23 protein-coding genes and 1 pseudogene are annotated in these 25,196 nt (G+C 64.1%); 7 read left to right on the top strand and 17 right to left on the bottom strand.

The annotated features are described in order from the left end of the window. The first annotated feature begins 416 nt into the window (after nt 1-416). The 3 genes from IVB50_RS29325 (at nt 417) to IVB50_RS29335 (ending at nt 2,882) form a co-directional block, all read left to right on the top strand. Nucleotides 417-728 (top strand): hypothetical protein, encoded by a 312-nt coding sequence (locus IVB50_RS29325; protein WP_247298782.1) that lies wholly within the window; start codon nt 417-419, stop codon nt 726-728. Then, nucleotides 725-1,003 (top strand): AlpA family phage regulatory protein, encoded by a 279-nt coding sequence (locus IVB50_RS29330; RefSeq protein ID WP_247298784.1) that lies wholly within the window; start codon nt 725-727, stop codon nt 1,001-1,003. The genes IVB50_RS29325 and IVB50_RS29330 overlap by 4 nt, the downstream gene beginning before the upstream one ends. A 664-nt stretch (nt 1,004-1,667) precedes the next feature. Continuing rightward, nucleotides 1,668-2,882 (top strand): YeeE/YedE family protein, encoded by a 1,215-nt coding sequence (locus IVB50_RS29335; protein ID WP_247298786.1) that lies wholly within the window; start codon nt 1,668-1,670, stop codon nt 2,880-2,882. Nucleotides 2,883-2,935: 53 nt separating this feature from the next. Here the strand turns inward: IVB50_RS29335 and IVB50_RS29340 are convergent, their stop codons facing one another. The 12 genes from IVB50_RS29340 to rpoZ form a co-directional block, all read right to left on the bottom strand. Beyond that, nucleotides 2,936-4,480 (bottom strand): GMC family oxidoreductase N-terminal domain-containing protein, encoded by a 1,545-nt coding sequence (locus tag IVB50_RS29340; RefSeq protein WP_247298789.1) that lies wholly within the window; start codon nt 4,478-4,480, stop codon nt 2,936-2,938. A gap of 84 nt (nt 4,481-4,564) precedes the next feature. Beyond that, nucleotides 4,565-6,823, bottom strand: a complete 2,259-nt coding sequence (gene parC, locus IVB50_RS29345; protein ID WP_247298791.1) for a DNA topoisomerase IV subunit A — start codon at nt 6,821-6,823, stop codon at nt 4,565-4,567. 60 nt (nt 6,824-6,883) lie between these two features. After that, entirely contained in the window at nt 6,884-7,168 is a 285-nt protein-coding gene (locus IVB50_RS29350; RefSeq protein WP_018458403.1) for a hypothetical protein, read from the bottom strand. A 100-nt stretch (nt 7,169-7,268) separates the two neighbouring features. Beyond that, the gene (gene recO / locus IVB50_RS29355; RefSeq protein ID WP_247298793.1) at nt 7,269-8,021 is read right to left on the bottom strand and encodes a DNA repair protein RecO; all 753 of its coding nucleotides are present in this window, start codon (nt 8,019-8,021) and stop codon (nt 7,269-7,271) included. Nucleotides 8,022-8,143: 122 nt separating this feature from the next. Then, the gene (locus IVB50_RS29360) at nt 8,144-8,524 is read right to left on the bottom strand and encodes a hypothetical protein (protein ID WP_018458405.1); all 381 of its coding nucleotides are present in this window, start codon (nt 8,522-8,524) and stop codon (nt 8,144-8,146) included. A gap of 21 nt (nt 8,525-8,545) precedes the next feature. Continuing rightward, a complete protein-coding gene (gene era, locus IVB50_RS29365) occupies nt 8,546-9,472 on the bottom strand; it encodes a GTPase Era (RefSeq protein WP_018458406.1) in 927 nt (308 codons plus the stop codon). Continuing rightward, complete coding sequence (rnc, locus tag IVB50_RS29370) at nt 9,462-10,328, bottom strand: ribonuclease III (RefSeq protein ID WP_085357520.1); 867 nt, start codon at nt 10,326-10,328, stop codon at nt 9,462-9,464. Before rnc ends, era begins: the two co-directional genes overlap by 11 nt. Continuing rightward, nucleotides 10,325-11,089, bottom strand: coding sequence for a signal peptidase I (gene lepB, locus IVB50_RS29375; RefSeq protein ID WP_018458408.1), 765 nt, complete (start codon nt 11,087-11,089; stop codon nt 10,325-10,327). The genes rnc and lepB overlap by 4 nt, the downstream gene beginning before the upstream one ends. 248 nt (nt 11,090-11,337) lie before the next feature. Beyond that, nucleotides 11,338-11,757, bottom strand: a complete 420-nt coding sequence (gene acpS, locus IVB50_RS29380; RefSeq protein WP_007611179.1) for a holo-ACP synthase — start codon at nt 11,755-11,757, stop codon at nt 11,338-11,340. Continuing rightward, nucleotides 11,754-12,506, bottom strand: a complete 753-nt coding sequence (locus IVB50_RS29385; protein WP_026233571.1) for a pyridoxine 5'-phosphate synthase — start codon at nt 12,504-12,506, stop codon at nt 11,754-11,756. The genes acpS and IVB50_RS29385 overlap by 4 nt, the downstream gene beginning before the upstream one ends. A 45-nt stretch (nt 12,507-12,551) precedes the next feature. Beyond that, nucleotides 12,552-14,837 (bottom strand): bifunctional (p)ppGpp synthetase/guanosine-3',5'-bis(diphosphate) 3'-pyrophosphohydrolase, encoded by a 2,286-nt coding sequence (locus tag IVB50_RS29390; protein WP_026233572.1) that lies wholly within the window; start codon nt 14,835-14,837, stop codon nt 12,552-12,554. 209 nt (nt 14,838-15,046) lie between these two features. Beyond that, the gene (gene rpoZ, locus IVB50_RS29395) at nt 15,047-15,439 is read right to left on the bottom strand and encodes a DNA-directed RNA polymerase subunit omega (RefSeq protein WP_007603391.1); all 393 of its coding nucleotides are present in this window, start codon (nt 15,437-15,439) and stop codon (nt 15,047-15,049) included. A 329-nt stretch (nt 15,440-15,768) separates the two neighbouring features. Between rpoZ and IVB50_RS29400 the strand changes: the two genes are divergently transcribed. Continuing rightward, a complete protein-coding gene (locus tag IVB50_RS29400; RefSeq protein ID WP_247298795.1) occupies nt 15,769-16,416 on the top strand; it encodes an NYN domain-containing protein in 648 nt (215 codons plus the stop codon). Next, nucleotides 16,397-17,071 carry a uracil-DNA glycosylase gene (locus tag IVB50_RS29405; protein ID WP_026233573.1) on the top strand — a complete coding sequence of 225 codons (675 nt, stop codon included), beginning with the start codon at nt 16,397-16,399 and terminating at the stop codon, nt 17,069-17,071. Before IVB50_RS29400 ends, IVB50_RS29405 begins: the two co-directional genes overlap by 20 nt. On the opposite strand, the gene IVB50_RS29410 is transcribed toward IVB50_RS29405, so the two are convergent. Genes IVB50_RS29410 through dapA form a run of 4 tightly spaced genes read right to left on the bottom strand, consistent with a single transcriptional unit; the run spans nt 17,068 to nt 19,558 of the window. After that, nucleotides 17,068-17,661, bottom strand: coding sequence for a peroxiredoxin (locus IVB50_RS29410; protein ID WP_085351429.1), 594 nt, complete (start codon nt 17,659-17,661; stop codon nt 17,068-17,070). The genes IVB50_RS29405 and IVB50_RS29410 overlap by 4 nt on opposite strands. Nucleotides 17,662-17,665: 4 nt before the next feature. Then, on the bottom strand, nt 17,666-18,139 hold the full coding sequence (gene smpB, locus IVB50_RS29415) for an SsrA-binding protein SmpB (protein ID WP_007603387.1): 474 nt from the start codon (nt 18,137-18,139) through the stop codon (nt 17,666-17,668). Nucleotides 18,140-18,198: 59 nt separating this feature from the next. After that, nucleotides 18,199-18,642, bottom strand: a complete 444-nt coding sequence (mscL, locus tag IVB50_RS29420) for a large conductance mechanosensitive channel protein MscL (RefSeq protein WP_085351428.1) — start codon at nt 18,640-18,642, stop codon at nt 18,199-18,201. 25 nt (nt 18,643-18,667) lie between these two features. Beyond that, on the bottom strand, nt 18,668-19,558 hold the full coding sequence (gene dapA, locus IVB50_RS29425; protein WP_007603384.1) for a 4-hydroxy-tetrahydrodipicolinate synthase: 891 nt from the start codon (nt 19,556-19,558) through the stop codon (nt 18,668-18,670). A gap of 293 nt (nt 19,559-19,851) precedes the next feature. Between dapA and IVB50_RS29430 the strand changes: the two genes are divergently transcribed. Then, nucleotides 19,852-22,245: a lytic transglycosylase domain-containing protein gene (locus tag IVB50_RS29430; RefSeq protein ID WP_247298826.1), complete on the top strand. Its 2,394-nt coding sequence runs from the start codon at nt 19,852-19,854 to the stop codon at nt 22,243-22,245. Nucleotides 22,246-22,446: 201 nt separating this feature from the next. Then, nucleotides 22,447-23,265, top strand: coding sequence for a YkgJ family cysteine cluster protein (locus IVB50_RS29435; RefSeq protein ID WP_247298797.1), 819 nt, complete (start codon nt 22,447-22,449; stop codon nt 23,263-23,265). 318 nt (nt 23,266-23,583) lie between these two features. Here the strand turns inward: IVB50_RS29435 and IVB50_RS29440 are convergent. After that, nucleotides 23,584-25,154 (bottom strand): annotated as a pseudogene (locus IVB50_RS29440) (porin). Nucleotides 25,155-25,196: the final 42 nt, after the last annotated feature.

The raw sequence follows: 25,196 nt of genomic DNA on the forward strand, positions 1-25,196 counted from the left end.
CGTCTCGGGAATTTTCCCTCAGCTTCGAGACGATCGATGTACCGGCGACCGAAGGGAACGCCGTGGTCGTGCAGTTCAGGAAATAACAACAGCTTGCGAGCTGACATGATCGTGCTCCTGTTTCTAGAGTATGCACGCCAATTCATTTGGACGTGCGCCCTGTTGCGTCAGGATGCATCTCAACTAGACCTAATTCGTGATTTGAGAAGTGACTTATCGAACAGCACGTCGTCATGAGGCGACGTGCTGTTCGATAAGTCATCTTTCGCTGAACGGCTGTCCAAAAGACATGTTTGCGGCCACGTGGTGTTGCATAAGACATCTTGCGTGCTCGTGGTGTTCGATAAGTCTCTCCCCACCAACCCCATGCGGCTCTAAACTGCTCAGCGTCATTCGTTGAGGAGATTTGCAACTTCATGGCAAGCAAGACCAAGGCCGCGAACGCCGCCGCCGCCATCGCTAACCACATTCCGCGCACGAGCTTCACGATCTTGGAGTTCTGCGCGATGGAAACCATTTCGGAGAGCTTCTATCGCCTGCTGCGCGAAGCTGGACTCGGCCCGAAGGAAATCCGGCTGGGTCGCGCCGTGCGCATCACGGTGGAGGCCGCCGCCGAGTGGCGCGTGATGTTCTCGCAGCAGAGCACGCAGGACGCGTTCAACAAGTTCTTGCAGCAGCACAAGGAGCAGCGCTCGCGCCGCAAGCAGCAGCAGGAGCAGGCGCTGTGAACCGCACACTGGCTGCCGCGACGGAAGACGGCGCACCGAACCGGTCTGGCGCGCGGCGCATGCTCAATGAGGAGCAGGTCTTGCGGATCATCCCGGTATCGCGAACCACGCTGTACCGCATGGAAAAAGCCGGTCGCTTCCCCCGAGCAACCTACATCTCGCCAAACCGCCGCGTTTGGTTCGAGGACGAGATCGTAGCGTGGCAATGCGCGGTTGATGAATTCAACCCGAACCGTGGTCGCGGCAAAGGGCGTCGCGAGCGTGTTTCAGCCTGACACCATCGTGGTCTAGGGCCTAATCGGGCCGAGCCGACCAAAAGCAGCGAAATCACCGGGCAAAACGGCCTTGACGCCAAGTCGTGTGGTCCTGACGCCCGGGGTCTGTGCGTCAAGTCCTGCGGTGATGTGGCGGCCCAACCGGGCCGCGCGCATCAGTCATCTGCATGGCGACGGGGGCAATAGTGCATCGCTCCCCGAGGAGAGCACGAAGGACACGTTAAAACCATCGCGCAGGGAAGGCCGGGCGATCCGGCGAACCTGTGATCCACCCCGTGTGCATTTCTATCGCCACGGATCTGCGGGTGCCAGCCGGCGCCCGGCCTTCCCTGCGCCCTTGTCTCAATGAGGGCGATGCGACGACGCAAGACTCGGGCGGAACGCGCCGCGAGATCGCGAACTCTCGTCCGCCGTTTGAAACGTGCATCGGCGCGACGACTAATCTTGCCCACTCTCGCTGTCGTCGCCCGGCTTGACCGGGCGACCCGGTAGCCCAAGACAGTCGAGATTTGAGAGGAGAGGCCGCGGCGTACTGAATGCCCCGGTCGAGCCTGGGCATGACAGGCTAGCGCTATCGCATCAGTTCCAAGGTGGAAAGATTGGAACGGGGAGAATTCGCCCCGGTTAGCTCTCACTGCCGAAGAAATCCGCTTTTGGATGAGCCATGACCGATCTATCTATCGATGCGCGGCTGCTTGCCCCTGACAATGACCGGCACGGCGCCAATCTCACGGTCGTCGCTGTCGCGGCGGCAATTCTTCTGGCGGGCGCAGCGGCCTTGTCAGGCACGATTTCGTGGCAACAGGGATTGTTGTTTCTTCTCGGAGGCGCACTTGGCCTGACGCTGTACCATGCGCTGTTCGGGTTCACCTCGGCTTGGCGCGTCTTCATTGTCGCACGACGAGGCGCCGGCCTTCGCGCCCAAATGGTCATGCTTGCGCTGGCAACCGCCCTCTTCTTCCCGGCCCTGGCGCAAGGCACGCTGTTCGGCGTCGCCGTGCGTGGCGAGCTCGGCGCGGTGGGCGTGGGCATGCTCACCGGGGCATTCCTGTTCGGCCTTGGAATGCAGCTTGGCGGCGGCTGCGCGTCGGGAACGCTTTATACCGCCGGCGGCGGCAACACCCGCATGCTGGTGACACTGGCGGCCTTCATCGCCGGATCGACGCTCGGTGCATTGCATCTGCGGTGGTGGAGCGCGCTGCCGAACATCGGCGCCGTCTCGTTGATCGAACGGCTCGGATGGCTGCCGGCGCTCGTGCTCTGCTGGGCTGTTATGGCTGCAATTTATCTCATCACCCTCAGGGCCGAGATCGGCCGCCACGGCGAACTCGAGCCGGGAGCGCGGACGAAGCTGCAAGGCCTACGCCGCTTCATGCAGGGGCCATGGCCGCTGCTGTGGGGCGCGATCCTGCTCGCGATCGGAAATTTCGCCACGCTGTATCTTGCGGGACGTCCCTGGGGCATCACCTCCGCTTTCGCGCTCTGGGGATCGAAGATCCTGATGAGCCTCGGCGTCGACGTCGCGTCATGGCCCTATTGGCAGGGTGCTCGCGCGACCTCGCTGCACCAAAGCGTCTTCGCCGACATCACCTCCGTCATGGATTTCGGCATCATCCTGGGAGCGTTGCTGGCCGCAGGCCTCGCCGGCAAATTCCATCCGACATGGCGCATCTCCGCATCCTCGCTCCTCGCCGCCATCATCGGCGGCCTGCTTCTCGGCTATGGCGCCCGGCTCGCCTATGGCTGCAATATCGGCGCTTATTTCAGCGGGATCGCATCGGGCAGCCTGCATGGCTGGTGCTGGCTGGTGGCGGCTTTCGTCGGCAACATTCTGGGGACACATCTCCGACCGCTGTTCGGCTTGGCCGTCGAGCGGTAGGTTTTCGTCTGCGCGCCGTTTCATCAGACCGCCATGGCGGACGACGATTGAACCTAACGCATCATCATCCGCGCGATCGCCTCGCCAATCACCACGGTCGTGAAATGCGTGTTGGCCCGGCAATCCGATGGCATGATCGAGGCGTCGGCGATGCGCAGGCCGGAGATGCCCTTCACGGTGCCGTCAGGGTTGACCACGCCGTCGGCGCTCTCAAAGCCGGTCATACGACAACTGCCGGCGGCGTGCTGGATATCGCCGGTCTCACGGCGCAGCAGCGCATCCAGTTCATGCTCCGGCAAGGCCGCGGCTTGCGGCAGCGTCAGATCGGTGTCCGCGAGCCGGATCCAGTCGGCGATGCCTGATAGCGCCGGCTGGGAGGTGATCACGGCGAGCCGCTTCACCGCATCCTTCATGCGCAGCATGTCGCGGGGATCGGCCAGCATGTTTTCCTCGACGACGGGATCGATCGTGGGATCGGTCGAGGCCAGCTTGAGCGTTCCACGCGAATACGCGTTGAACAGCCCGGCGCCGATCGCGCCCGGCACGCCGATGCCGCGGTGATTGAAGGCGATCAGGATCATGTCGCGCTTGCCGCCCTCGGCGAGGCCCGACGAATAGGTCACGCAGCAATTGGTGTGGCGGGTGTCCGGATCGGTCGGCCGCAGGTCTTGGTGGAGCTGGATCGTGGCACGGAACAGCGGATGATCGAAGAAGTGCTTGCCGACCGGCAGGTTGCGCTCGACCGCGATCCCCATCGCCTTCAGCTCCTCCGCAGGACCGATGCCCGAGCGCAGCAGGATCGCTGGACTGTGGATGGCGCCGGCGCACAGCACGATCTGGCGCGCGCTGATCTCGCTGGTGCCCTGCCCCTCGATGTGAACGCGGAGGCCGGTTGCCCGGCCGTCGCTGATCAGCACGCGGTCGACCAGCGCATGCCCGCGAATTTCCAGATTGGCGCGGCCCCGCGCGGGCTCCAGATAACCCTCATTGGTCGTGATGCGGCGGCTGTCGCGGCTGTTGATGGGATAGCAGGCGACGCCCTCGCCGTCAGGGCCGTTGACGTCGGCGCACCAGGGATAGCCGCTCGCCAACGCCGCATCGCGCAAGCCGCGGTCGATCGGCCCCCATTTTTCCGGCGGCGCCCGATAGACCGGCAGCGGTCCACCGCGGCCGTGGCCGGCGGCGTCGCCGAATTCCAGATCATCCTCGATCACCGAGAACAACGGCATCACGTCCGTGGCCGACCAGCCGGTGCAGCCATTGGCGGCCCATTCGTCGAACGCAGCAGCGACGCCGCGGATGGCGATCTGGCCGTTCATCATCGACGAGCCGCCGAGCCCCTTGCCGCGCCAGTAGAAGCGCGGCTCCTGGCCGGCCACACGGCGCGTCAGAAGATCCGGCCATTGCCACTTCTCCTGGTACTCGCGCTTGTGGATGATCGGGATGGGATTTGGCGTCATCACCTCCCAGGGCGCCTCGTCGGCGCGCCAGTCCAGACCCGCCTCCAGCAGCAGGACGCGCCGTGCGGGATCTTCCGAGAGCCGCGCCGCAACAGCAGCGCCGGCCGAGCCGCCGCCGACAACAATGACATCGTACATCGCGCTACTTCTCAACGTTCCAGAACACCGGGATGGCGGACGGTATCAGACCGCGCGCACCGGCGGAACCAGACTGTCGCCCGACTACCCGATCCCCCTGCCGAACTTGTTCGACTTCGGGAATCCCTTCGGCGGCAGACGGCCGGCGTCCGCGCGAGAGCCTTTCCACTCGGCGAGCTCCTTCATGGTCGCGGAGAATTCGCGGCCGGCGGAGTCCTTCCAGGTCAGGCCCGTCTTGGCGTCGAACACTGCAATGTCGGAGAGGCCGCCGTCCTTGTACTTCTGCAGACGCACACCGCGGCCACGCGCCATCTCCGGCACCTGGTCGAGCGGGAACACCAGCATCTTGCGGTTCTCGCCGATGACCGCGACGGTGTCGCCGATCACCTCGGTGACTGTGCGCGCCTCGTTCGGCATGTCGACGTTGAGGACCTGCTTGCCCTTCTTGGTGGTGCCGACGCAATCGTCCTCGTTGACGACGAACCCTTGGCCCTCGTGGCTCGCGACCAGGAATTTGCGTCCGCCCTTGTTGACGAACAGCGTGACCGGCGCGGCCTCCGGCTCGAGATCGATGAACTGGCGGATCGGCTCGCCATGACCGCGGCCGCCCGGAAGTTTTGCGACATCGAGCGAGTAGAATTTTCCGTTGGTGGCGAACAGCAGCAGCTTCGAGGTCGTTTCCGCGAAGAACGCGAATCCGAGCTTGTCGTCCTGCTTGAAGGCCAGCCCCGAGAGATCCTCGACATGGCCCTTGAGAGTGCGGATCCAGCCCTTGTCGGAGACCACCACCGTCACCGGCTCGCGCTCGACAAGGGCCTCCTCGATCGCAGCGAGATCATGCTCTGGCGCGTCGGCAAAGGTGGTGCGGCGCTTGCCGAGCGGGGTCTTCGGTCCGAACATGTCGCGAACCTTGCCGACCTGCTCGCCGACTTTCTTCCACTGCTCGGGTTCGGACGCCAGCAGTCCCTCGATGCCCTTCAGCTCCTTGCGAAGATCCTTGTCCTCGCCGCGGATCTCCATCTCCTCGAGCTTGCGCAGGCTTCGGAGCCGCATGTTGAGGATGGCTTCGGCCTGCACCTCGGTGAGCTTGAACGCCTTGATCAGCGCCGGCTTCGGCTCGTCCTCATTGCGGATGATCCTGATCACCTCGTTGATGTTCAGATAGGCAATCAGCAAGCCGCCGAGGATCTCCAGCCGGCGCTCGATCTCGGCCTTGCGATGGTTGGTGCGACGGATCAGCACGTCGCGCAGATGGTCGAGCCATTCGCGCAAGCACTCCGCGAGCCCCACGACTTTGGGAATGCGGCCCTTGATCAGCACGTTGAGGTTCAGCGGAATCTTGTTTTCGAGCTCGGTCAGCCGGAACAGCGATTCCATCATCAGCGCGGGATCGACGTTCTTCGATTTCGGCTCGATCACGATGCGAACGTCTTCGGCCGACTCGTCCCTGATATCGCCGACCAGCGGCAGCTTCTTCTGGTCCAGCAGCTCGGCGATCTTCTCGATCAGCCGGGACTTCTGCACCAGAAAGGGTATCTCGGTGACGACGACGACCCAGGTGCCGCGCGCGCCCTCTTCCTGCTCCCATCGGGAGCGGACGCGAAACGAACCGCGACCGGTGGTGTAGGCTTCAGCGATCGCCTGCTTGGAATCGACGCAGATGCCGCCGGTTGGAAAGTCCGGACCCTTGACCCATTTCAGCAAGGCCTTCGACTTCGCGTCGGGCTTCTCGATCAGATGCAGCGCGGCGTCGCAGAGCTCGGCGGCGTTGTGCGGCGGGATCGAGGTCGCCATGCCGACTGCGATACCTTGCGCGCCATTGGCGAGCAGATTCGGGAAGCCGCCGGGCAGCACGATCGGCTCTTTCGACTGGCCGTCGTAATTGGGGCGGAATTCGACCCCGTCCTCATCGATTCCGTCGAGCAGAAGCCGCGCGACGTCGGTCATGCGCGCTTCGGTGTAGCGATAGGCGGCGGGATTATCGCCGTCGATATTGCCGAAATTGCCCTGGCCGTCGACCAGCGGGTAGCGCGAGGAGAAGTCCTGCGCCAGCCGCACCATGGCGTCGTAGATCGCCTGGTCGCCATGCGGATGGAACGAGCCCATCACGTCGCCGACGATTTTGGCGGACTTCTTGAATGCCGTGCCCGGGTCGAGCCGGAGCAGCCGCATGCCATACAGGATGCGCCGGTGTACCGGCTTCAGGCCGTCGCGCGCATCCGGCAGCGCGCGGTGCATGATGGTGGAGAGCGCGTAGGCGAGATAGCGCTCTTCCAACGCCTCACGCAGCGGCACCTCGTGAATTTCGGCCGGTTCCTCCGGCGGAATCAATCGTTTTCCCATGCCGCCCGGTTAAACCGTGGAAGCGAATCGGGCAAGGATCGATTGGTTCCCTGTGGCGGCCTACTGGCCGGCCCAGCCTGCGGTGAAGGTCTGGGTGGGTGGCGCGGCTTTAGCCTGCGTGGTGGCCGGGGCATTGGTCAGGCACCGCCGCGCGGTGTCGATCTCGGCCTCCGTCGCCCCTTTGGACCGTGCCCATGCCTCTGCGGCTGCAGCGGAATATTTAGCCACATAGAATCTGACGACGGTACAGGAAGCACGGCGAAAGACGCCCGGCTGCTCACCCGCGAGGGCGTCCGGCGCCAGCGCAATCAGCGCTGCCGATATCACAAGTCCCTTGATCAGCATGAGGCTATCCCCGGTTGGAACCCAAAATGGCAAGTCCGGGGAACCGAGTTTTGTTCCAGCAAGGGCTGGTCCACTGAGGCAACGCAGAGCCGCGCCAAGCTCATGGCGCGGGAATGGCGGCCTTTGCCTGCTGTCGCGTCAGCGCGTTGATGAAGCCTGCCCGCGCATCGGAATGGCCTTGCCCGCGTGGTTCCAGCACGAGGCGCAGCAGGAACAGGCCGGTCAGTCGAAAGCCGTCCTGGAGATCCTGATCGGTGAGGTCGCCCTGCACCTCGCTTTGGCGCAGGAACGGTGGCAGCCGCAACAGGCGGTCGCGCCACGGCTCGCCCGCCCCGCGGGACACCGCGCCGCCGGATTTGGGCGAGACGTAGATCAGGTCGGTGGTCTCTCCTGTCACCGCGCAGTTTTCCAGCGCCAGCCCGAAGCCGAGTTCGGTGAGCATTGCCAGTTCGAAATGGATCACGTGCACGGCCGCGCTGCCGATGTCGTCGAAATCGTCCAGCGAATGTTCGAGCAGCGCCAGGAGGTTTTCGTGCGGATCGCGCTCCGGCAGCAACCGCGCGATCGAGGCGAGATGGGTGATGCCGTAGACGCCGTGGGATGATCCCAGCAGCGTCGCCGCCCGCAGCTTGAGGCCCTCGATGGCATAGGTGCCGAGATGCTCGTCGAGCCGCGCCCGCCATACCACGCGGAGGCTGTTGCCGGGCTGCAGCAACGGACGCATCCGAGAGCCGGCGCCGCCGCGGACGAGACCGAGATGGCGGCCGTGGGCACGGGTTAGCAACTCGACGATGGCGCTGCTCTCGCCATGCCGCCGCACCCCCAGCACGATGCCTTCGTCGGTCCATTCCATCGGTGAAGTCTAGCGGATTCCGGTCTTCAATCGTAGGGCGGATTGGCCGAAGGCCTAATCGGCCAATCGCGGGGGCACGCCTGGAAGGTGAATTGCGCGCCGCCAATCCACCCGACACGGCCTCACGCGTTGAACCAGCCCTGCGCGTCGCCGCGGAACGAGAAATACAATCCCATCGCGGTCAGCACGCAGGAGACGATCTCGATGGCGCTGTCGAGTTCCATGCCTTTCTCGCCGATGATCTGGCCGAGCGAGATCACCGACAGCACGAGCGCTGCCGCCAGCACCCAGCGCGGCCAGTTCTTGCGCCCGTGCGCGGCCAGCCGGACGAAATACACCAGCAGCAGGATCATGCCGCCGGCGAGCAGCGACGACGTCATGATCATCTGTTCGGTCATCTCGGCAGTCGGCGTGCGGTCCTGCACCGCCACCGACAAGGCATCCAGCATCAACGATGCATAGAGCAACGCTTCGAAGCGCCGTACGTTGCTGGGTACGCTCATCGTCGACCGATCTTTTCTTGGTTATTCTTTGGGAAATTCCAGGCCCATCTCGCGGTAGCGATCGGGATCGTCGCTCCAGTTCTCGCGCACCTTGACGAACAGGAACAGGTGCACCGGCACGCCCAGGATCTCGCCGATCTCCTTGCGCGAGTCCGCGCCGATCGACTTGATGGTGGCGCCACCGGCGCCGAGCACGATCTTGCGCTGGCTTTCGCGCTCGACGAAAATCGTCTGCTCGATGCGCACCGACTTGTCCTTGCGTTCTTCCCACTTGTCGGTCTCGACGGTGGACTGGTAGGGCAGTTCCTGGTGCAGTTTGCGAAAGATCTTCTCGCGCGTGATCTCGGCCGCGAGCTGCCGCATCGGCGCGTCCGACATCTGGTCTTCGGGATAGAGGAACGGCCCCGGCGGTACGATCTCGGACAGTGTACGCCTGAGGTCATCGACGCCGTCGCCGGAGATCGCCGCGATCATGAACGTCTTTGCGAAGGCCATGCGCTCGTTGGCAGCCTGCGCCAGCGCCAGCAGCTTCTCGCGCTGGACCAGGTCGACTTTGTTGATGACCAAAATCTTCTCGTGCTTGACGCTGGCGACCTTGGTGAGGATTGCCTCCGCTTCCTCGTCGATGCCGGCCTTGGCATCCAGCAGCACGCAGACGAGGTCGGCGTCATGCGCGCCGCTCCAGGCGGTCGAGACCATGGCGCGGTCGAGCCGGCGCTTGGGCAGGAAGATTCCGGGCGTATCGACCAGGATGATCTGCGCGTTGTTCTCGATCACGATGCCGCGGATCAGCGCGCGCGTGGTCTGCACCTTACGCGAGACGATCGTGACCTTGGCCCCGACCAGCGCATTGACCAGCGTGGATTTGCCGACATTCGGCGCGCCGATCAGCGCGACGAAGCCGCAGCGCGTGGCAGTGGGCGCCTCGCCGCTTGCTTCAACCGTCATTGCCGCCGCCAACGCCTTCACGTTCGATCATCACTGAAGCTGCCACTTTCTCTGCCGCGCGCTTGCTGCCGCCGATGCCTTCCGCCGGTGCCAGCCCCGGCAGGTCGACCGCGACGCGGAATTGCGGATCGTGATGCGGGCCGGTGCGCTCGACCTCGCGATAAACCGGCGTCGGCAATCCCTTGCCCTGTGCCCATTCCTGGAGAACGGTCTTGGGATCGCGCAAGGGACGTCGCGGCTTGTGCATGCGCTCGGTCCAGTTGCGCTTGACGAAATCGGCCGCTGCCGCGTAGCCGCCGTCTAGGAACACGGCGCCGATCACGGCCTCGCAGATGTCGCCGAGCACGCTCTTGCGCAGGCGCGCGTCGGCGCTGGAGCCGACCGAGCCGAGCTTGATGTCGTCGAGCAGACCGAGCGACTTGGCGACATCGGCGCAACTCTCCTTGCGCACCAGTTCGGCAAGTCGCTTGGACAGCTCGCCTTCGTCGGCGTTCGGGAAGGCGTGATAGAGCATGTCGGAGACGACGAGCCCGAGCACATGGTCGCCGAGGAATTCCAGCCGCTGATAGCTGTCGCCGCGCTTGCGCCCGGACTTCAGCGCGGAGACATGCGTGATGCCTTGCATCAAGAGGTTCGGATCGGCAAAGCTGTAGCCGATGCGTGCCTCGAGCCCCGCATTCGCATCCGAGCCCCTGACCTTGCTGCTCCGCACCCGCTTCTTCTTTGCGGGCGTCTTGATCTCAGGCGTCTTGACCTCAAGGGTCTTGGTATCAAGAGTCTTGGTCGCAGCTTCGCCGTCGGGGCCCGCTTGCGCCTCGGTCGGTAGGATCGCGATGTCCTTGGCTTCGTCTTTCATCGGACGATTTTGAAGAAGCGATTCCAGCGCACCGCCCAGGGCCAGCGCCAGAACATCCAGGCATGCTCGCCTTCGGCGATCGAGAAGAAGATCATCTGGGCGCGCCCGATCAAATTCTCCTGCGGCACGTAGCCGACCTGGCCGAGGAAGCGACTGTCGGTGGAGTTGTCGCGGTTGTCGCCCATCATGAAGAAGTGGCCGGTCGGCACGGTGTAGACGTTGGTGTTGTCGACGTAGCCGTTGTCGGCGCAGTCCAGCGTCTCGTAGGACACGCCATTCGGGAGCGTTTCCTTCCAGCGCTTCACCCGGGAGACGCCGCTGCCTTCGGCGCCGCAGGGGTCCTCGCCGACAAATTCGCTCATGCGCTGCCGCTCGACCGGCGTGTCGTTGATGTAGAGCAGCCCGTCCCGCATCTGGATGCGGTCGCCGGGCAGGCCGATCACGCGCTTGATGTAGTCGGTGGAATCGTCCTTCGGCAGGCGGAATACGACGATGTCGCCGCGGTTCGGGTCCGAGCCCCAGATCCGCCCCGAGAACAGCGGCGGCGAGAACGGGATCGAGTAATGGCTGTAGCCGTAGGAATATTTCGAGACGAACAGATAGTCGCCGACCAGCAGTGTCGCCTTCATCGAGCCGGATGGGATGTTGAACGGCTGAAACAGGAAGGTGCGGATCACCAGAGCGATCAGGAGAGCGTGGATCACGACCCGGATCGTTTCGCCGATGCCGCTCTCAGTTTTCGTTCCTGAAGTCACGCTCATTGCTCTCTCAATTCCGGCGGGCGGTCACAGCGCGCCCTCCTCCCGCGAACAGCCCATCGCTCGCGGCCCAAGGAGATTGTCCTGATTCTGATAATGAGGGCCAATTCCGGCGTAAAGCCGAATTCGCCCAGCCTGATTTGCGTCCGCGGACTTTTAGACGGTTGTCGGAGACCACGCAATCAAGGATCGCGTCAAAACTGCATAAGCGCTTGATTTTGAATGCGAATTATAAAATTATCGGAGCACCGTCAGGGTTTGGCCAGCGGCACGGCCGAAATGATGACGAAGGCCTGTGCCAGCGGCCAGTCATCGGTGATCGACAGGTCGATCTGCGCCGCGAACCCTTCGGGCGTCAGGGCCTGGAGCCGGGCCAGCGCCCCGCCCGTCAATTGCATGGTTGGCCGCCCTCCCGGCAGGTTGACCACCCCCATGTCGCGCCACCACACGCCGCGCCTGATGCCGGTGCCGAGTGCCTTGGAGCAGGCCTCCTTGGCGGCGAAGCGCTTGGCGTAGGTTGCCACCACCATCTTCTCGTTCTTGGCGCGCCGCTCCGCCTTGGCCCGCTCGGCCGCGGTGAAGATGCGGTCGAGGAAGCGCTCGCCATGGCGGTCGATCACCTTGCCGACCCGGGTGATGTCGATCAGATCGGAGCCGATGCCGATGATCATGCCCGGCTCCGGCCGCGGTCCATCGCCGCGCGCATGCTGCGAACCGTCTCGGCGAGACCGACGAACAGGGCTTCGCCGATCATGTAGTAGCCGATGTTGAGTTCCATGATGTCCGGCAAGCCGGCGATCGTCTCCGCTGTCGCGTAGTCCAGCCCGTGTCCGGCGTGAACCTCCAGCCCTGCTTCTTTCGCCAGCTTCGCCCCTGCCACGATCCGCCGCCATTCGGCCTCGGCCTTGTCGGCGTGACCCTCGACGACGGCGTCGCACCAGGCGCCGGTGTGGATCTCGATCACGGGTGCGCGCAGCCGCGCCGCCGTCTCGATCTGGGCGGGATCGGCCGCGATGAACAGCGACACCCGGATGCCGGCATCGTTCAGCCGCGCGATATAAGGCGCCAGCGCATTGTGCTGGCCGACGACGTCGAGCCCGCCTTCGGTCGTCACCTCCTGGCGCCGCTCCGGCACGAGGCACACCGCATGCGGCCTGGTGGCGAGCGAAATACGCATCATGTCCTCGGTCGCCGCCATCTCGAAATTAAGCGGCTTGGAGATCTCGGCTTTCAGCCGCGCCATGTCCTCGTCGCGGATGTGCCGGCGATCCTCGCGCAAATGAGCGGTGATGCCGTCGGCGCCGGCCTCGATCGCCAGCAGCGCCGCGCGCACCGGATCGGGATTGCGGCCGCTGCGCGCGTTACGCAGGGTCGCGACATGGTCGACATTGACGCCGAGGCGGAGCGGAGGTGCAGGCATTTCAGGACTCACGGAATCATAGGAATGGACCATGACGGAAGGCGTCTATCCATTAACACGTTCGGCGCGGGCGACGACCGCCTTCGCGCGCAGCTGGGCCAGGATCGCGCTCAAATGCTTGAGATCGTAGACTTCGAGATCGATCGTCGTCTCCGTGAAGTCCGGTGAGCGGCGCTGCATGCTGATGTTGTCGATGTTGCCGTCGTGCTCGGCGATCACGGTCGCGATCTGCGCCAGCGCGCCGGGTTCGTTGACATTCTCGACCTTGATGCGGGCCGGGAAGCGCTGCGGCGCGGAGTCCTCGATGTCCCAGCGCACGTCGAGCCAGCGCTCCGGCTCTTCTTCGAAATCCTTCAGGGCCGGCGCCTGGATTGGGTAGATGGTGATGCCCTCGCCCGGCGTGACGATGCCGACGATGCGGTCGCCGGGCACTGCGCCGCCATTCGGCGCAAACTTCACCGGCAGGTCGGAATTGATGCCGCGGATCGGAATCGCGACCGGGGTGCGCGGCGGTTCGAACGACTTCTCCTTGAGCTTGCCGGCAAGCCCCTTCTTGACGCCGTAGCGCGCGATGCGCTCCTCCTTGTAGTCGGGATACATCGCACGCGCGACGTGGGAGGCCTTGATCTCGCCGCGTCCCACAGCCGCCATGACGTCCTCGATCGAGGTTCGTGCTAGCCGCGGCAGCGCGCCCTTGAGCTTGTCGTCGGCATATTCGATCTTGGCGCGCTCGAACAGGCGCTCGACGATGCGCCGGCCGAGACCGACATATTGATCGCGCACCGCAGTCCTGGTGGCGCGGCGGATTGCGGCGCGCGCTTTGCCGGTGACCGCGAGCGTTTCCCAGGCGGACGGCGGCGCCGCTTGCGCTTCGGAGGTCAGCACCTCGACCTCGTCGCCATTCTGGAGCTCCGAGGACAGCGGCGCAAACTGGCCGTTGATCTTGCAGCCCACCGCGCTGTTGCCGACGTCGGTATGCACGGCATAGGCGAAGTCGATCACGTTGGCATGGCGCGGCAGCGCGATCAGCTTGCCCTTTGGGGTGAAGCAGAACACCTGGTCGTGGAACAGCTCGAGCTTGGTGTGCTCGAGGAATTCCTCGGGGTTGGCGCTCTCCGAGAGGATGCCGATGGTGTGGCGCAACCAGGCGAACGCATTGGACTCGCGCTTGAGGAATTCGGTCGGCGAGCCCACGCCTTCCTTGTAGAACACGTGCGCGGCGATGCCGCGCTCGGCGATCTGGTCCATCGCCTCGGTGCGGATTTGCAACTCGACGCGCTGGTTGCCGGGGCCGATCACGGTGGTGTGGATCGAGCGATAGTCGTTCTGCTTCGGCGTCGAGATGTAGTCCTTGAACCGCCCGGGCACGACCGGCCAGTTCGTGTGGACGATGCCGAGCGCGCGGTAGCAGGCCTCGATGTCGTTGACGACGACGCGGAAGCCGAAGATGTCGGACAATTGCTCGAAGCCGACCGACTTCCGCTCCATCTTGGTCCAGATCGAGAATGGCTTCTTGCGGCGGCCATAGACCCGCGCGCCCAAGCCCCGGTGGCGCAGATTGTTGGAGAGCTGGTCCTCGATTTCGCCGATCAGATTGCGGTTGCGTTCCGCCAGCGCATCGAGCCGCTGCATCACCACCGAATAGGCTTCCGGGTCGAGGGTCCGGAACGACAGGTCCTCCAGCTCCTCGCGCATTTCCTGCATGCCCATGCGCCCGGCCAGCGGCGCATAGATATCGAGCGTCTCCTCGGCAATGCGCCGTCGCGATTCCGTCGGCACGAAGTCCAGCGTGCGCATGTTGTGCAGGCGATCGGCGAGCTTCACCAGGAGCACGCGGACGTCGTCGGCAATGGCCAGCAACAATTTGCGCAGATTCTCGGCCTGTTTGGCCTCCCGCGACACCAGCTCCAGCCGCTTCAGCTTGGTCAGCCCTTCGACCAGCGCGCCGATCTCGGGCCCGAAGATCTGGTCGATCTCGGCCCGCGTCGCTTCGGTGTCCTCGATCGTGTCGTGGAGCAGCGCAGCCACGATGGTGGCGTCGTCGAGTTTCAGGTCGGTGAGAATCGCCGCCACTTCGAGCGGATGGGAGAAGTACGGGTCGCCCGAGGCGCGGGTCTGCGAGCCGTGCGCCTTCATGGCGTAGACATAGGCGCGGTTCAGCAGATCTTCGTCGGTGTTGGGATTGTAGGACCTGACGCGCTCGACGAGGTCATATTGACGCATCATGCGTGCGCGAGGCTTCGCCGGGCGCGCCACCGGCGCAGTCGGGGCCACGGCAACCGATTCGGTTGCGGCCTGCATCTGCGTTGGTGTGCGGCGTCGATATACCATGCCGTCCTGCCTTCAAACGGACCACGACAGAGCCCGTTGTATACATCTTAGCTCCGATCGCGCGCGTGTCCGATCAATTCAGTGACAGGGACAGGCGCGAACCGACGACGCTATGGTAACCACGAAAACGCCAACAAAAGCAAAGGCCCGAACAACGGTTCGGGCCTTTGATCAGATCACAAAGAAGTCGATGAGCGCGACGGGACGATTTACTCGTCTTCCTCGGGTTGCTCCTCGGGCGGCGCGAGGCCTTCGAGACCCTTCAGGAGCTCTTCTTCCGTCATGCGCTCAACGGCGACTTCGGTATCGTCTGCATCCACGCTTGCACCGGCGGAACCGATCAGCGGCACAGTGTCAGGCTCGGGCTCGTCAACCTCGACGAACTTCTGCAGCGAGTGCACCAGCTCCTCGCGGAGGTCCTCCGGCGAAATGGTGGTCTCAGCAATTTCGCGCAAAGACACAACAGGGTTCTTGTCGTTATCACGGTCAACCGTTAGTTGTGAACCAGACGAAATCATGCGGGCGCGGTGGGCGGCCAGCAGGACCAGGTCAAACCGGTTGTCGACCTTGTCGATACAATCTTCTACGGTGACGCGAGCCATCGACTGTCGCTCCGTTGTGGGTGGGACGAAATATGTGGATGAATGCCGGTAGTTATAGGGACCGGGAGGGTTTCGCAAGGCCAATTTGTGATTTGGCCTCGCCAAACGGCTCTGCTACCCCCACATTGGCGCTGGGATGGGTGGTTACCCGGGCCGCCGGCGAGGGCGGCGCCGGGTATGTGCAAGTTGGCCATAACTATACCTTGATTGCCCCGACTTCTCCGGATTTGCGGTTTCGACGGGTTTCGGCGGGACTTTAGAAGCGCGCGGCTTGCTGTCGCCGCGCCAACAATAAACGATCAATCATGAACTCTACGCGAGCAAACTGAATGTCACCTTCCTTTACCGACAAGATCGCGCTCTTCATCGATGGAGCCAATCTCTACGCGACGGCAAAAACTCTGGGCTTCGACATCGATTACAAGCGCCTGCTGAAGGAGTTTCAGAGCCGCGGGACGCTACTTAGGGCGTTCTACTACACCGCGATCATCGAGGATCAGGAGTACTCCTCGATCCGGCCGCTGATCGACTGGCTCGACTACAACGGCTACACCGTCGTCACCAAGGCGACCAAGGAGTTCATCGACGCCTCCGGCCGCCGCAAGGTCAAGGGCAACATGGACATCGAGCTCGCCGTGAACGCCATGGAGCTCGCCGAGCACATCGACCAGATGGTGCTGTTCTCGGGCGACGGCGACTTCCGCTCTCTGGTCGAGGCCGTTCAGCGCCGCGGCGTGCGGGTCACCGTGATTTCCACGATCGCCAGCCAGCCGCCGATGATCGCCGACGAGCTGCGCCGGCAGGCCGACGTCTTCACCGACCTCGTCGAGCTGCAGTCCAAGCTCGGTCGCGACCCGTCCGAACGCCCCGCCCCGCGTGACCGCGGCGACCGCGAGGCGCGCCACCACGCTCCGCAGTTCCTCCAGCGCGCAACCACGATGGCGCCGGCGAGGGGCGATGACGACTTCGAGGAGTGAGGCGGCCCGGTCAAGCCGCCAGCCTCTCAGCCTCGTCCCCGACCGTGACTGTCCGCTCTGTCCGCGCCTGGTCGCCTTTCGCGAGGCGAACCGCGCGCGCGAGCCATTGTGGCACAATGCACCGGTTGCGCCTTTCGGCGACATCAAGGCGCGCCTGCTGATCGTCGGCCTTGCGCCGGGGATGCAGGGCGCCAACCGCACCGGCCGTCCCTTCACCGGCGATTATGCCGGCGACCTGCTCTACACCACGCTGCTCGAATACGGATTCGCCAAGGGCCAATATCGGGCGCGTCCCGACGACGGCCTGAAGCTGGTCGACTGCCGGATCGCCAATGCGGTGCATTGCGTGCCGCCGCAGAACAAGCCGCTGCCGGTGGAGATCAACACCTGCCGGCAGTTTCTCGCCGCGAATCTCGCAACGATGCCGAACCTGCGCGCGATCGTCGCCCTCGGGCGCATTGCGCACGACACCGTGCTCAAGCCGCTGAACCTGAAGGGATCGCAAGCCCCCTTCGGCCACGGCGCCGTGCATCAGGCCGGCGCATTCAGGCTCTACGACAGCTATCACTGCTCCCGCTACAACACGAACACCCGCGTGCTGACGCCGGACATGTTCCGCTCCGTGTTCGCGAAGGTGAAGGCCGACCTCGACTAATCCCTAGACAAGCCTTTGGCCGGATTGGCCTTCAGCCAGTCCAGCACATCGCCGGCGTTCCGGTCGGGCGGAAACACCGGATAGAACACATGCGTGATCCTGGCGTCGTCGACGATCAGCGCAAGGCGCTTGATCAGCGTCAGGCCCGCAACCTCCATGGTCGGCAAATTCAGGGCGCGCGTGAGCGCCAGCTTCTCGTCCGAGAGCACCGGGAACGGCAGATGCAGCCGCGAGGCCATCTCGGTCTGGTACGCGTTGCTCTGGGTCGAGAGGCCGAACACCTGCGCGGCGCCGGCGGCCTTCAGCTCGGCGAACAGATCGCGAAACGCGCAAGTCTGCGGCGTGCAGCCGCGCGCGCCCGGGATCATGTCCCAATCGTCGACCAGCGCGATCTTGCCGGGCTCGCCGGTGCGCGGATAGGCGAACACCACGGTCCGGCCACGCAGCGCCGACAGCGCGACTGACGTGTCGTCAGTGGCGAGCAGGCTGACCGGCGGCAGCGTCATGCCTTTCAGGTGCGCGGCGCCGCCGTCATCCGCGGGGGCGGGAATCCGGGTCCAATCAACCTCGAGCAGGTTTCTCTGAGTCATCCCGCTATCCCCTCGCCCGCATCAGGCGGCCCTTCTCCCGGCTCCAGTCGCGCTTCTTCTCGGACTCGCGCTTGTCGTGCAGCTTCTTGCCTTTTGCAACCGCGAGCTGCAATTTCGCGCGACCACGCTCGTTGAAGTAAAGCTTGAGCGGGATCAGCGTCATGCCTTCGCGGTCGACCGCTCCCATCAGCTTGTTGATCTGCTTGCGATGCAGCAGCAGTTTTCGCGGCCGCTTGGGCTCGTGATTGAAGCGGTTGCCCTGAAGATATTCCGGAATGGTGGCGTTGATCAGCCAGATCTCGCCGTCCTTGGAATCGGCGTAGGATTCCGCGATCGTGCTCTTGCCGTTGCGGATCGACTTGACCTCGGTGCCGGTCAGGGCAATGCCGACCTCGATCGTATCCTCGATCGCATAGTTGAAGCGGGCCTTGCGATTTTCCGCCATGACCTTGATCGGACGTTCATTCTTGTCGGCCATGGGGGACAAACCTGATCGAGATGCGCGAGGACGCTAACAGTTTGGATGAAGCGCGCGCGTCAAGACTTCTTGAGGAGATCGCGGATCTCGGTCAGCAGCTCGACCTCGGCCGACGGCTTCGGCGGAGCGGCAGGCTCCGCCTCGTCCTTGCGCTTCAACTTGTTCATGGCACGGATCACCAGGAACAGCACGAAGGCAATGATGATGAAGTTGATCGTCAGCGTGAGGAAGTTGCCCCAAGCCAAGACGGCACCCTGCTTTTTCGCGTCCGCGAGATTTGCGGCGGTGACCTTGCTCGAAAGCGGCGTGAAGTAGTTCGAGAAGTCGAGGCCGCCGGTAACTGCGCCGATGATGGGCATGATCACGTCGCCGACCAGCGACGTCACGATGGCGCCGAAGGCCGCACCGATGATGACGCCGACCGCGAGGTCAACGACGTTGCCCTTCATGGCGAATTCGCGGAACTCCGTGAGCATCCGCGTGCCTCTTTCCTCGATCGCCATGAAAGCTCCCCGATGGGCCAGCGCGTCAGTTGATGAGGCCGGCATGAACCATTGCGCTGCGCACGGCAACGCGGGTCGGCTCGGTGACCGGCACCATCGGCAGCCGCAGCGTCTCGTCCAGCTTGCCGAGCAGCGACAGCGCGTACTTGATCGGCGCCGGATTGCTCTCGATGAAGAGGTTGTTGTGCAGCGGCATCAGCTTGTCGTGCAGCTTCAGCGCGGTGGCATGATCGCCCTTCGCCCAGGCGGCCTGGAACTCCGAGCACAGCCGCGGCGCGACGTTCGAGGTCACCGAGATGCAGCCATGGCCGCCATGGGCCATGTAACCCAGGATGGTCGCATCCTCGCCCGAGAGCTGGTTGAAGTCCTCGCCCATTGCCGCGCGCTGCTGCGAGACGCGAACCATGCTGGCGGTGGCGTCCTTGACGCCGGCGATGTTCTTCAGCTCCCACAGCCGCGCCATGGTGTCGACCGACATGTCGATCACGGAACGCGGCGGGATGTTGTAGATGATGATCGGAATCCCGATCGCGTCGTTGATCGCCTTGAAGTGCTGGTACATGCCTTCCTGGGTCGGCTTGTTGTAGTAGGGCGTCACGACCAGAACCGCGTTGGCGCCCGCCTTTTCAGCGTGCTGGGCGAGCTCGATCGCCTCCTTGGTCGAGTTGGAGCCGGCGCCGGCGACGACAGGCACGCGGCCTTTCGCTTCCTCGATGCACCATTCGACGACCTTCTTGTGCTCGTCATGGCTCAGCGTCGGGCTCTCGCCGGTGGTGCCGACCGGGACCAGGCCGTTGGTGCCCTCCGAAATCTGCCAGTTGACCAGGGAGCGGAACGCCGCCTCGTCCAGCGAGCCGTTCTTGAACGGCGTGACCAAGGCGGTGAACGATCCCCGGAATTTCGTCTTGGCTGCCATGGACTTCCTCCGTACGCGGCGATCTCGAGCAAGCCGCATTCATATCGGGTCTATCCCGCCGGTAAAAGACCCGCTTCCGTGTGACGCACGGGTTTAGGCCGCGATTTTGCCGCGGTGGTGGTGCAAACCCGGCAAAGGTAAGCGGCTGTTGGTATTTGTCCGCATATTCAATCAAATATAGCCAGATCTTGTACAGCTAGGTCTTGAGCCAATTGACTGATTCGGGGCGACGAAACGCCGTGATCTCCTTTCCGCGCGCCGCATGGCGATCCACCGGTCTGGTCGTGTGCCTGATGGCAGGGCTGTCGGCCGGCTGCGCCGCCTGGGCCAAATCCAATGAGACAACCGCGGAGACCGCCAAGGAAACCGCGAAGGAAATCGCAAAGCCAGCCGCCAAGGACACCGCGAAGGGGGCGTCCAAGGGAACCGGCAAGGACATTTCGAAGGACGCCGCCAAGGGCGCAAGCAAGGGCCCGACCAGTCCACCCGCCAAGGATGCCGCGAAGAAGCCTGCCAAGGACGCTGGCAAGGATGCTGGCAAGAACGCAGCCAAGGAACCTGCGAAGGACAAGCTGAAGCCTGCGGCTGTCGCGCCGAAACCTCAGCCGGCCGCTGGCGGCTCGGTCCCGAAGACCGCACCCGCACCGGCAGCAACGGCCATCGTCAGACCGACCGCCCCGGCCTCCGCCAAGCCCGTCGCGGCTCCTGTCCTGGCTCCGGCGACCCGCCAGCATGCCGCCCCGCGCAAGCCGGTCACACCGGCTGCGGTTGCTGCGACCTCCTCGACGCCGCAAGCCGACAAGGACACGCTGGAGACCGTGATCGAGCTCGTGCGCAAGCGCAAGGCGGGCGACGCCACCAGTGCCGCGGCCACGATCTCGGATCCGGTCGCGCGAAAACTCGCGGAATGGATCATCCTTCGCAGCGAGGACAATGGCGCGACTGTGGAGCGCTACCGCGCCTTCCTGTCCGCCAATCCGAGCTGGCCCTCGCAGACCTTCCTGCGCCGGCGCCTAGAGGCCGCGATGTGGGACGACAGGCGCGACGACCAGGTCGCGTGGTCGTGGTTCGAGAACGAATCCCCCGTGTCCGCCAAGGGCCGCTTCACGCTCGCCAAGGCGATGCTGGCGCGCGGCGACCGTGCCAACGCCGAACGTCTGGTGCGCGATGCCTGGCGCAGCGACCCGATGTCGGAAGAGACCGAAAACAACGCACTCGACCAGTTCGGCGCGCTGCTGACGCCCGGCGATCAGAAGGCGCGGATGGATACGCTGCTCTACGGCAGCGAGAACGAGGCCGCATTGCGGGCTGCAAAGCGCCTCGGGGCCGGCTATGTCGCACTCGCCAAAGCCCGCATCGCCTCCCTCAAGAAAGCGCCGAACGCTCGTGCGCTGCTCGAAGCCGTGCCGCGCGAGCTGCACGGCGATCCGGGCTTCATCTTCAGCAAGATCCAGCTGCTGCGCCGCGAGGAGAAATTTGCGGAAGCCGCCCAGCTCATGCTGTCGGCACCGAAGGATCCGGGCCGGCTCTACAATCTCGACGAATGGTGGATCGAACGGCGCCTCCTGGCGCGCAAGATGATCGACACCGAGGAATTCCGCAGCGCCTATCTGATCGCGCGCGATGCGGCCCTGCCCTCGCGCGACATCTACAAGACCGAGCAAGAGTTCACCGCCGGCTGGATCGCGCTGCGCTTCCTCAACGATCCCGCGGCCGCCACCCAGCACTTTGCCCGCATCGGGATCGGCAGCGTCAATCCGACCACGCTGGCGCGCGCCGGCTATTGGCAGGGCCGCGCCGCCGAAGCTGCAGGCCGCCAGCAGGAGGCGCGCAACGCCTACGCGCGGGCCGCCGAGCAATCCACCAGCTATTACGGCCAGCTCGCACGCGCCAAGCTCGGCCTGCCGCAGATCGAGCTCAACGCTCAGCCGCGCAGCCGCGGTGCCGAACGGCTGGAGATCGTGCGCGCCGCGCAGCTGCTCTACGAGCTCGACGAGCGCGAGATGGTGATACCGTTGCTCGCCGACATGGGCGAGAACGGCGATCCCGAAGCGCTAGCCGGCCTCGGCGAGCTCACCCAGCGCCACAGCGACGCGCGCGGCATGCTGCTGCTCGGCAAGGCCGCGCTCAATCGCGGGCTGCCGTTCGATTTCTATGCCTATCCCGTCAACGGCATTCCGCAATTCACGCCGATCGGACCCGAGGTCGAGCGCAGCATCATCTACGCCATCGCGCGGCAGGAGAGCGCCTTCAATCCCTCGGTCGTCTCGCCGGCGCAGGCCTATGGGCTGATGCAGGTGACGCCGGACGCTGCGCGCTATGTCTGCAAGCGGCACGGCGGGACCTACGATCTGGGGCGTCTGAAGAACGATTCGGCCTACAACGCCACGCTCGGCTCGGCCGAGCTCGGTGGACTGCTCGAAGACTATCGCGGCTCCTACATCATGACCTTCGCCGCTTACAATGCCGGCCGCGGCAGTGTGAAGAAGTGGATCGACCGCTACGGCGATCCGCGTGACCCCAAGGTCGACGCGGTCGACTGGGTCGAGCTGATCCCGTTCTCCGAGACGCGCAACTATGTGCAGCGGATCATGGAGAACCTTCAGGTCTACCGCGCCCGCTTCGGCGGCGGCACCCGGTTGCAGATCGAGGCTGATTTGCGCCGTGGCGCCGGCAGCGTGGAATAGCGGCGTGCCTATGAGACTCGCTTGCGGCGATCCGATAACAAGGTATCCGCGCGAGGGGGTAACGCGGTCAGCTCCCGGCGTTTGAGGCGGGGCCATCAACATGGGCCGGAGTGCTCCAGACCGTACGGTGAGAAGCTGAACGAGAAGATCGTGCAGGGCGGATCGGGCGCGCCTCAATAAGAGAAGAAAAGAACTACAAACATGGATCAGGCAATGTTGAGCGTCGCCCGTGCAGTAGAGGCAGGCGCGACGACGATGAAGGGTGTGATCGACGCCACGGGACTATCTCGTCTCAAAATCGAACGTGCGTTGAATGCGCTGGAAAAGCAGAAGCTGCTGGTCCGCGACGGGCAGGGTTTTCGCGGAACCAGCCCGACGAGGACAGCCCAGCCAGCCCGGCAATGCGGCTCGTGCAATGCCTGCTGCGATATCCTCGAAGTGGCGGCCGTCGACAAGCCGGTGAACCAGCTGTGCAGGCATTGGCAGACGGGCACTGGATGCACCATCTACGAGCGCCGTCCGCAGATGTGCCGTTCCTTCGTCTGCGCCTGGCTGCAGGGCCATCTGGATGACGACTGGTTTCCGGCGAAATCGGGCATCATCGTGCATTTCAGCCAGGACGCGGTCAACGTTACCGTCGATGACCATTGCCCCGATCGCTGGCGGGAGGAGCCCTATTTCAGCAAGCTCGCCGAATGGTCGCTGAATGGCATCAAGAGGATCGGAAACCGCGGCTACGCGACCCTCGTCGTCTCCGGTGCCGAGCGGTTCCTGCTGCTCGGGCGAACCGTCGTTCCGGAGCCGACGCTGTTCGGCACCGCGTTCCTGCCGCTCACCGCCGACACATTTCGATTCTGGCGGGCGAAATCCCCGGAGCATCTGCAGCGGCTGCACGAGCGCATCGCCGAGATCGAGCGGATCAGACAGGAATTCGGCTCCTGCACAATTCCCTCGAATGAGGACGACGATCCGCAAGCCCCCTATCGGCCGGCTCTTCTACGGCTGTCGCACCACGCCTGAACTCCGACGTCGTCGACGCGGCCTAGTTCGCTCTATGCCGCTCGACTCGCGCTGGTTGCGGTCGAGACGGGCAGACCACGTTGGACGCCGTGGTGGCCATGAATCTCAAGGACCTGCCGGCGACTCCGCCTCTTGCCGCGGCGGCTGAAGTGGACTTGATCGCGCGATCCGAACCCAGCTCTTGATCACCCAAAGCTACTCATCATTCCACACTCCACTCGTTCTTCAGAACATGTCGGAGATCCGTGGTCCGCCTGGTACAAAAAAAAGCCCCGGCGGTTTCCCGCCGGGGCTCTCTGTCAGGTCGTTAGACCGAACTTACCAGTTGCGCTGAGCGCGGAGGAGCAGAACGAGCGTGTCCTGATCCTTCAGCTCGTACACAGTGGCCGGCTTGGCTGTGACACCGGACGGAGCAACAGCAACCGTACCAGCGTACTTCTGGTCCAGATGGGTCCAGGAGAGGTCGGCCGAGAACGTCAGGTTCTTGACCGGGGTCCAGCGGGTGATAACACCGACCTGGCCGATGGCGAAGTCAGGATTACAACCCGTCACACCAGCGAGACCGCCGAACACGCCGCCAGCACCGCCTGCGCCGCAGATTGTGGTCTTAGCCAGCGAGCCGAACTGTGCCTGAGCGTAGGCACCGTAGATCGCGGTGTTCCAGTATGGATCCTAGTTGTGGGTGTAGGCACCACGGAAGCCCCAGGTCTTCACAGTCTCCTGTGAGGAACCGGTGACGAACACGGTGTCCGGAGCGACGGCGAAGCCGACGCTCTGGTAGGCAACGCCGGAGCTGCCGAACATCGAGTAGCTGCCGCCCGCCAGGTTCTGGAAGTTGTAGCGGGATGCGCCGTCGGTGTAGACGCCCTGGATGTTGATCACGTCACCCGCGCCAGTCGGGATGTTCTTGATCGACAGAGCGAGCTGAGCAGCCCAACCCCACTTGTCGTCGGGATGGCCAGTCGGCTCGGTGGCGCCGTAGTAGGCAACGTGGTTGTCATGCGCAGCGACCGACGCCTGGAACAGACCCCAAGCCTGGTCGACACGGACCATACCGACGAGGTTCGGCGAACGCGTGCCGCCGATGGCGTTGGAGCCATACGAACCGCCAACAATGCCGGCCGCACTCGCGCCCGTCATGTTCAGGTTGCCGGCATCATAGTAGGCCGCCCGATCTTCCGCCGAGAACGACGCCGTCACGCCCTGACCGAAGTCAGCAGTGTAGCTGAACTGGTTGACACCAGTGACCGTGCCGGAACCGCCGACGAGGCTGTCGAAGTTGTTGCCGGGATAGTTGGTCCAGGGCGCGTCGAACTGCGACACGGCCTTACCCATGGTGAAGCCAGCGAACTGGATGAAGGCGTAGTACACGCCGAGCGAACCGCCGGAGGTCGCGCCGTCGGTGCCGTTGATCGACGAACCAACGAGCGCCGGGGCCGCACCCGAGGTGTTGAGCGCCAGCGTGCTGCTGTAGGCGGTGGTGCCGGTCGCGCTGCCGGTGCCGGCGTAGTTGCCGGTGGTCCAGGAGAACACGCCGTCGAAGAAGGTACGGACGACGCCGTACTCGGTCGCGGTGCGCGTGTCGATGTTGAGATCTTCACGAGCGCGCATGGTGTAGTAGTTCGTCAGACGGTTGCGCGCGCCGTTGTTCGACGTGAGCTGACCGCTGAAGTCAGAGTTGGTGTTCAGCGCGACTTCAGCGCGCAGATAACCACCCAGCTTGATGCAAGTATCAGTGCCGGGGATGTAGTAGAAACCCGCACCATACAGGGAGCAGATCTTCACGTATTCGACCGCTTTGGCCTTCACGGGGAGATCGGCTGCTGCGCTCCGCCAACAGCGAGCAGACCCGCCGCGGAACCGAGCAAAAGGCTCTTAACCAACTTCATGTTAAACCTCCAAGTTTGCCATAGCGAAGGTTCCGGATCCGC

This window comes from Bradyrhizobium sp. 87 (genome assembly GCF_023073015.1).
Classification (GTDB): domain Bacteria; phylum Pseudomonadota; class Alphaproteobacteria; order Rhizobiales; family Xanthobacteraceae; genus Bradyrhizobium; species Bradyrhizobium canariense_D.

Coding starts and splice junctions, on each gene's coding strand:
- IVB50_RS29325 (WP_247298782.1), top strand. CDS start 417: ATGGCAAGCAAGACCAAGGCCGCGAACGCCGCCGCCGCCATCGCTAAC.
- IVB50_RS29335 (WP_247298786.1), top strand. CDS start 1,668: ATGACCGATCTATCTATCGATGCGCGGCTGCTTGCCCCTGACAATGAC.
- IVB50_RS29340 (WP_247298789.1), bottom strand. CDS start 4,480: ATGTACGATGTCATTGTTGTCGGCGGCGGCTCGGCCGGCGCTGCTGTT.
- parC (WP_247298791.1), bottom strand. CDS start 6,823: ATGGGAAAACGATTGATTCCGCCGGAGGAACCGGCCGAAATTCACGAG.
- IVB50_RS29350 (WP_018458403.1), bottom strand. CDS start 7,168: ATGCTGATCAAGGGACTTGTGATATCGGCAGCGCTGATTGCGCTGGCG.
- recO (WP_247298793.1), bottom strand. CDS start 8,021: ATGGAATGGACCGACGAAGGCATCGTGCTGGGGGTGCGGCGGCATGGC.
- IVB50_RS29360 (WP_018458405.1), bottom strand. CDS start 8,524: ATGAGCGTACCCAGCAACGTACGGCGCTTCGAAGCGTTGCTCTATGCA.
- era (WP_018458406.1), bottom strand. CDS start 9,472: ATGACGGTTGAAGCAAGCGGCGAGGCGCCCACTGCCACGCGCTGCGGC.
- rnc (WP_085357520.1), bottom strand. CDS start 10,328: ATGAAAGACGAAGCCAAGGACATCGCGATCCTACCGACCGAGGCGCAA.
- lepB (WP_018458408.1), bottom strand. CDS start 11,089: ATGAGCGTGACTTCAGGAACGAAAACTGAGAGCGGCATCGGCGAAACG.
- acpS (WP_007611179.1), bottom strand. CDS start 11,757: ATGATCATCGGCATCGGCTCCGATCTGATCGACATCACCCGGGTCGGC.
- IVB50_RS29385 (WP_026233571.1), bottom strand. CDS start 12,506: ATGCCTGCACCTCCGCTCCGCCTCGGCGTCAATGTCGACCATGTCGCG.
- IVB50_RS29390 (WP_026233572.1), bottom strand. CDS start 14,837: ATGGTATATCGACGCCGCACACCAACGCAGATGCAGGCCGCAACCGAA.
- rpoZ (WP_007603391.1), bottom strand. CDS start 15,439: ATGGCTCGCGTCACCGTAGAAGATTGTATCGACAAGGTCGACAACCGG.
- IVB50_RS29400 (WP_247298795.1), top strand. CDS start 15,769: ATGTCACCTTCCTTTACCGACAAGATCGCGCTCTTCATCGATGGAGCC.
- IVB50_RS29405 (WP_026233573.1), top strand. CDS start 16,397: ATGACGACTTCGAGGAGTGAGGCGGCCCGGTCAAGCCGCCAGCCTCTC.
- IVB50_RS29410 (WP_085351429.1), bottom strand. CDS start 17,661: ATGACTCAGAGAAACCTGCTCGAGGTTGATTGGACCCGGATTCCCGCC.
- smpB (WP_007603387.1), bottom strand. CDS start 18,139: ATGGCCGACAAGAATGAACGTCCGATCAAGGTCATGGCGGAAAATCGC.
- mscL (WP_085351428.1), bottom strand. CDS start 18,642: ATGGCGATCGAGGAAAGAGGCACGCGGATGCTCACGGAGTTCCGCGAA.
- dapA (WP_007603384.1), bottom strand. CDS start 19,558: ATGGCAGCCAAGACGAAATTCCGGGGATCGTTCACCGCCTTGGTCACG.
- IVB50_RS29430 (WP_247298826.1), top strand. CDS start 19,852: ATGGCAGGGCTGTCGGCCGGCTGCGCCGCCTGGGCCAAATCCAATGAG.
- IVB50_RS29435 (WP_247298797.1), top strand. CDS start 22,447: ATGGATCAGGCAATGTTGAGCGTCGCCCGTGCAGTAGAGGCAGGCGCG.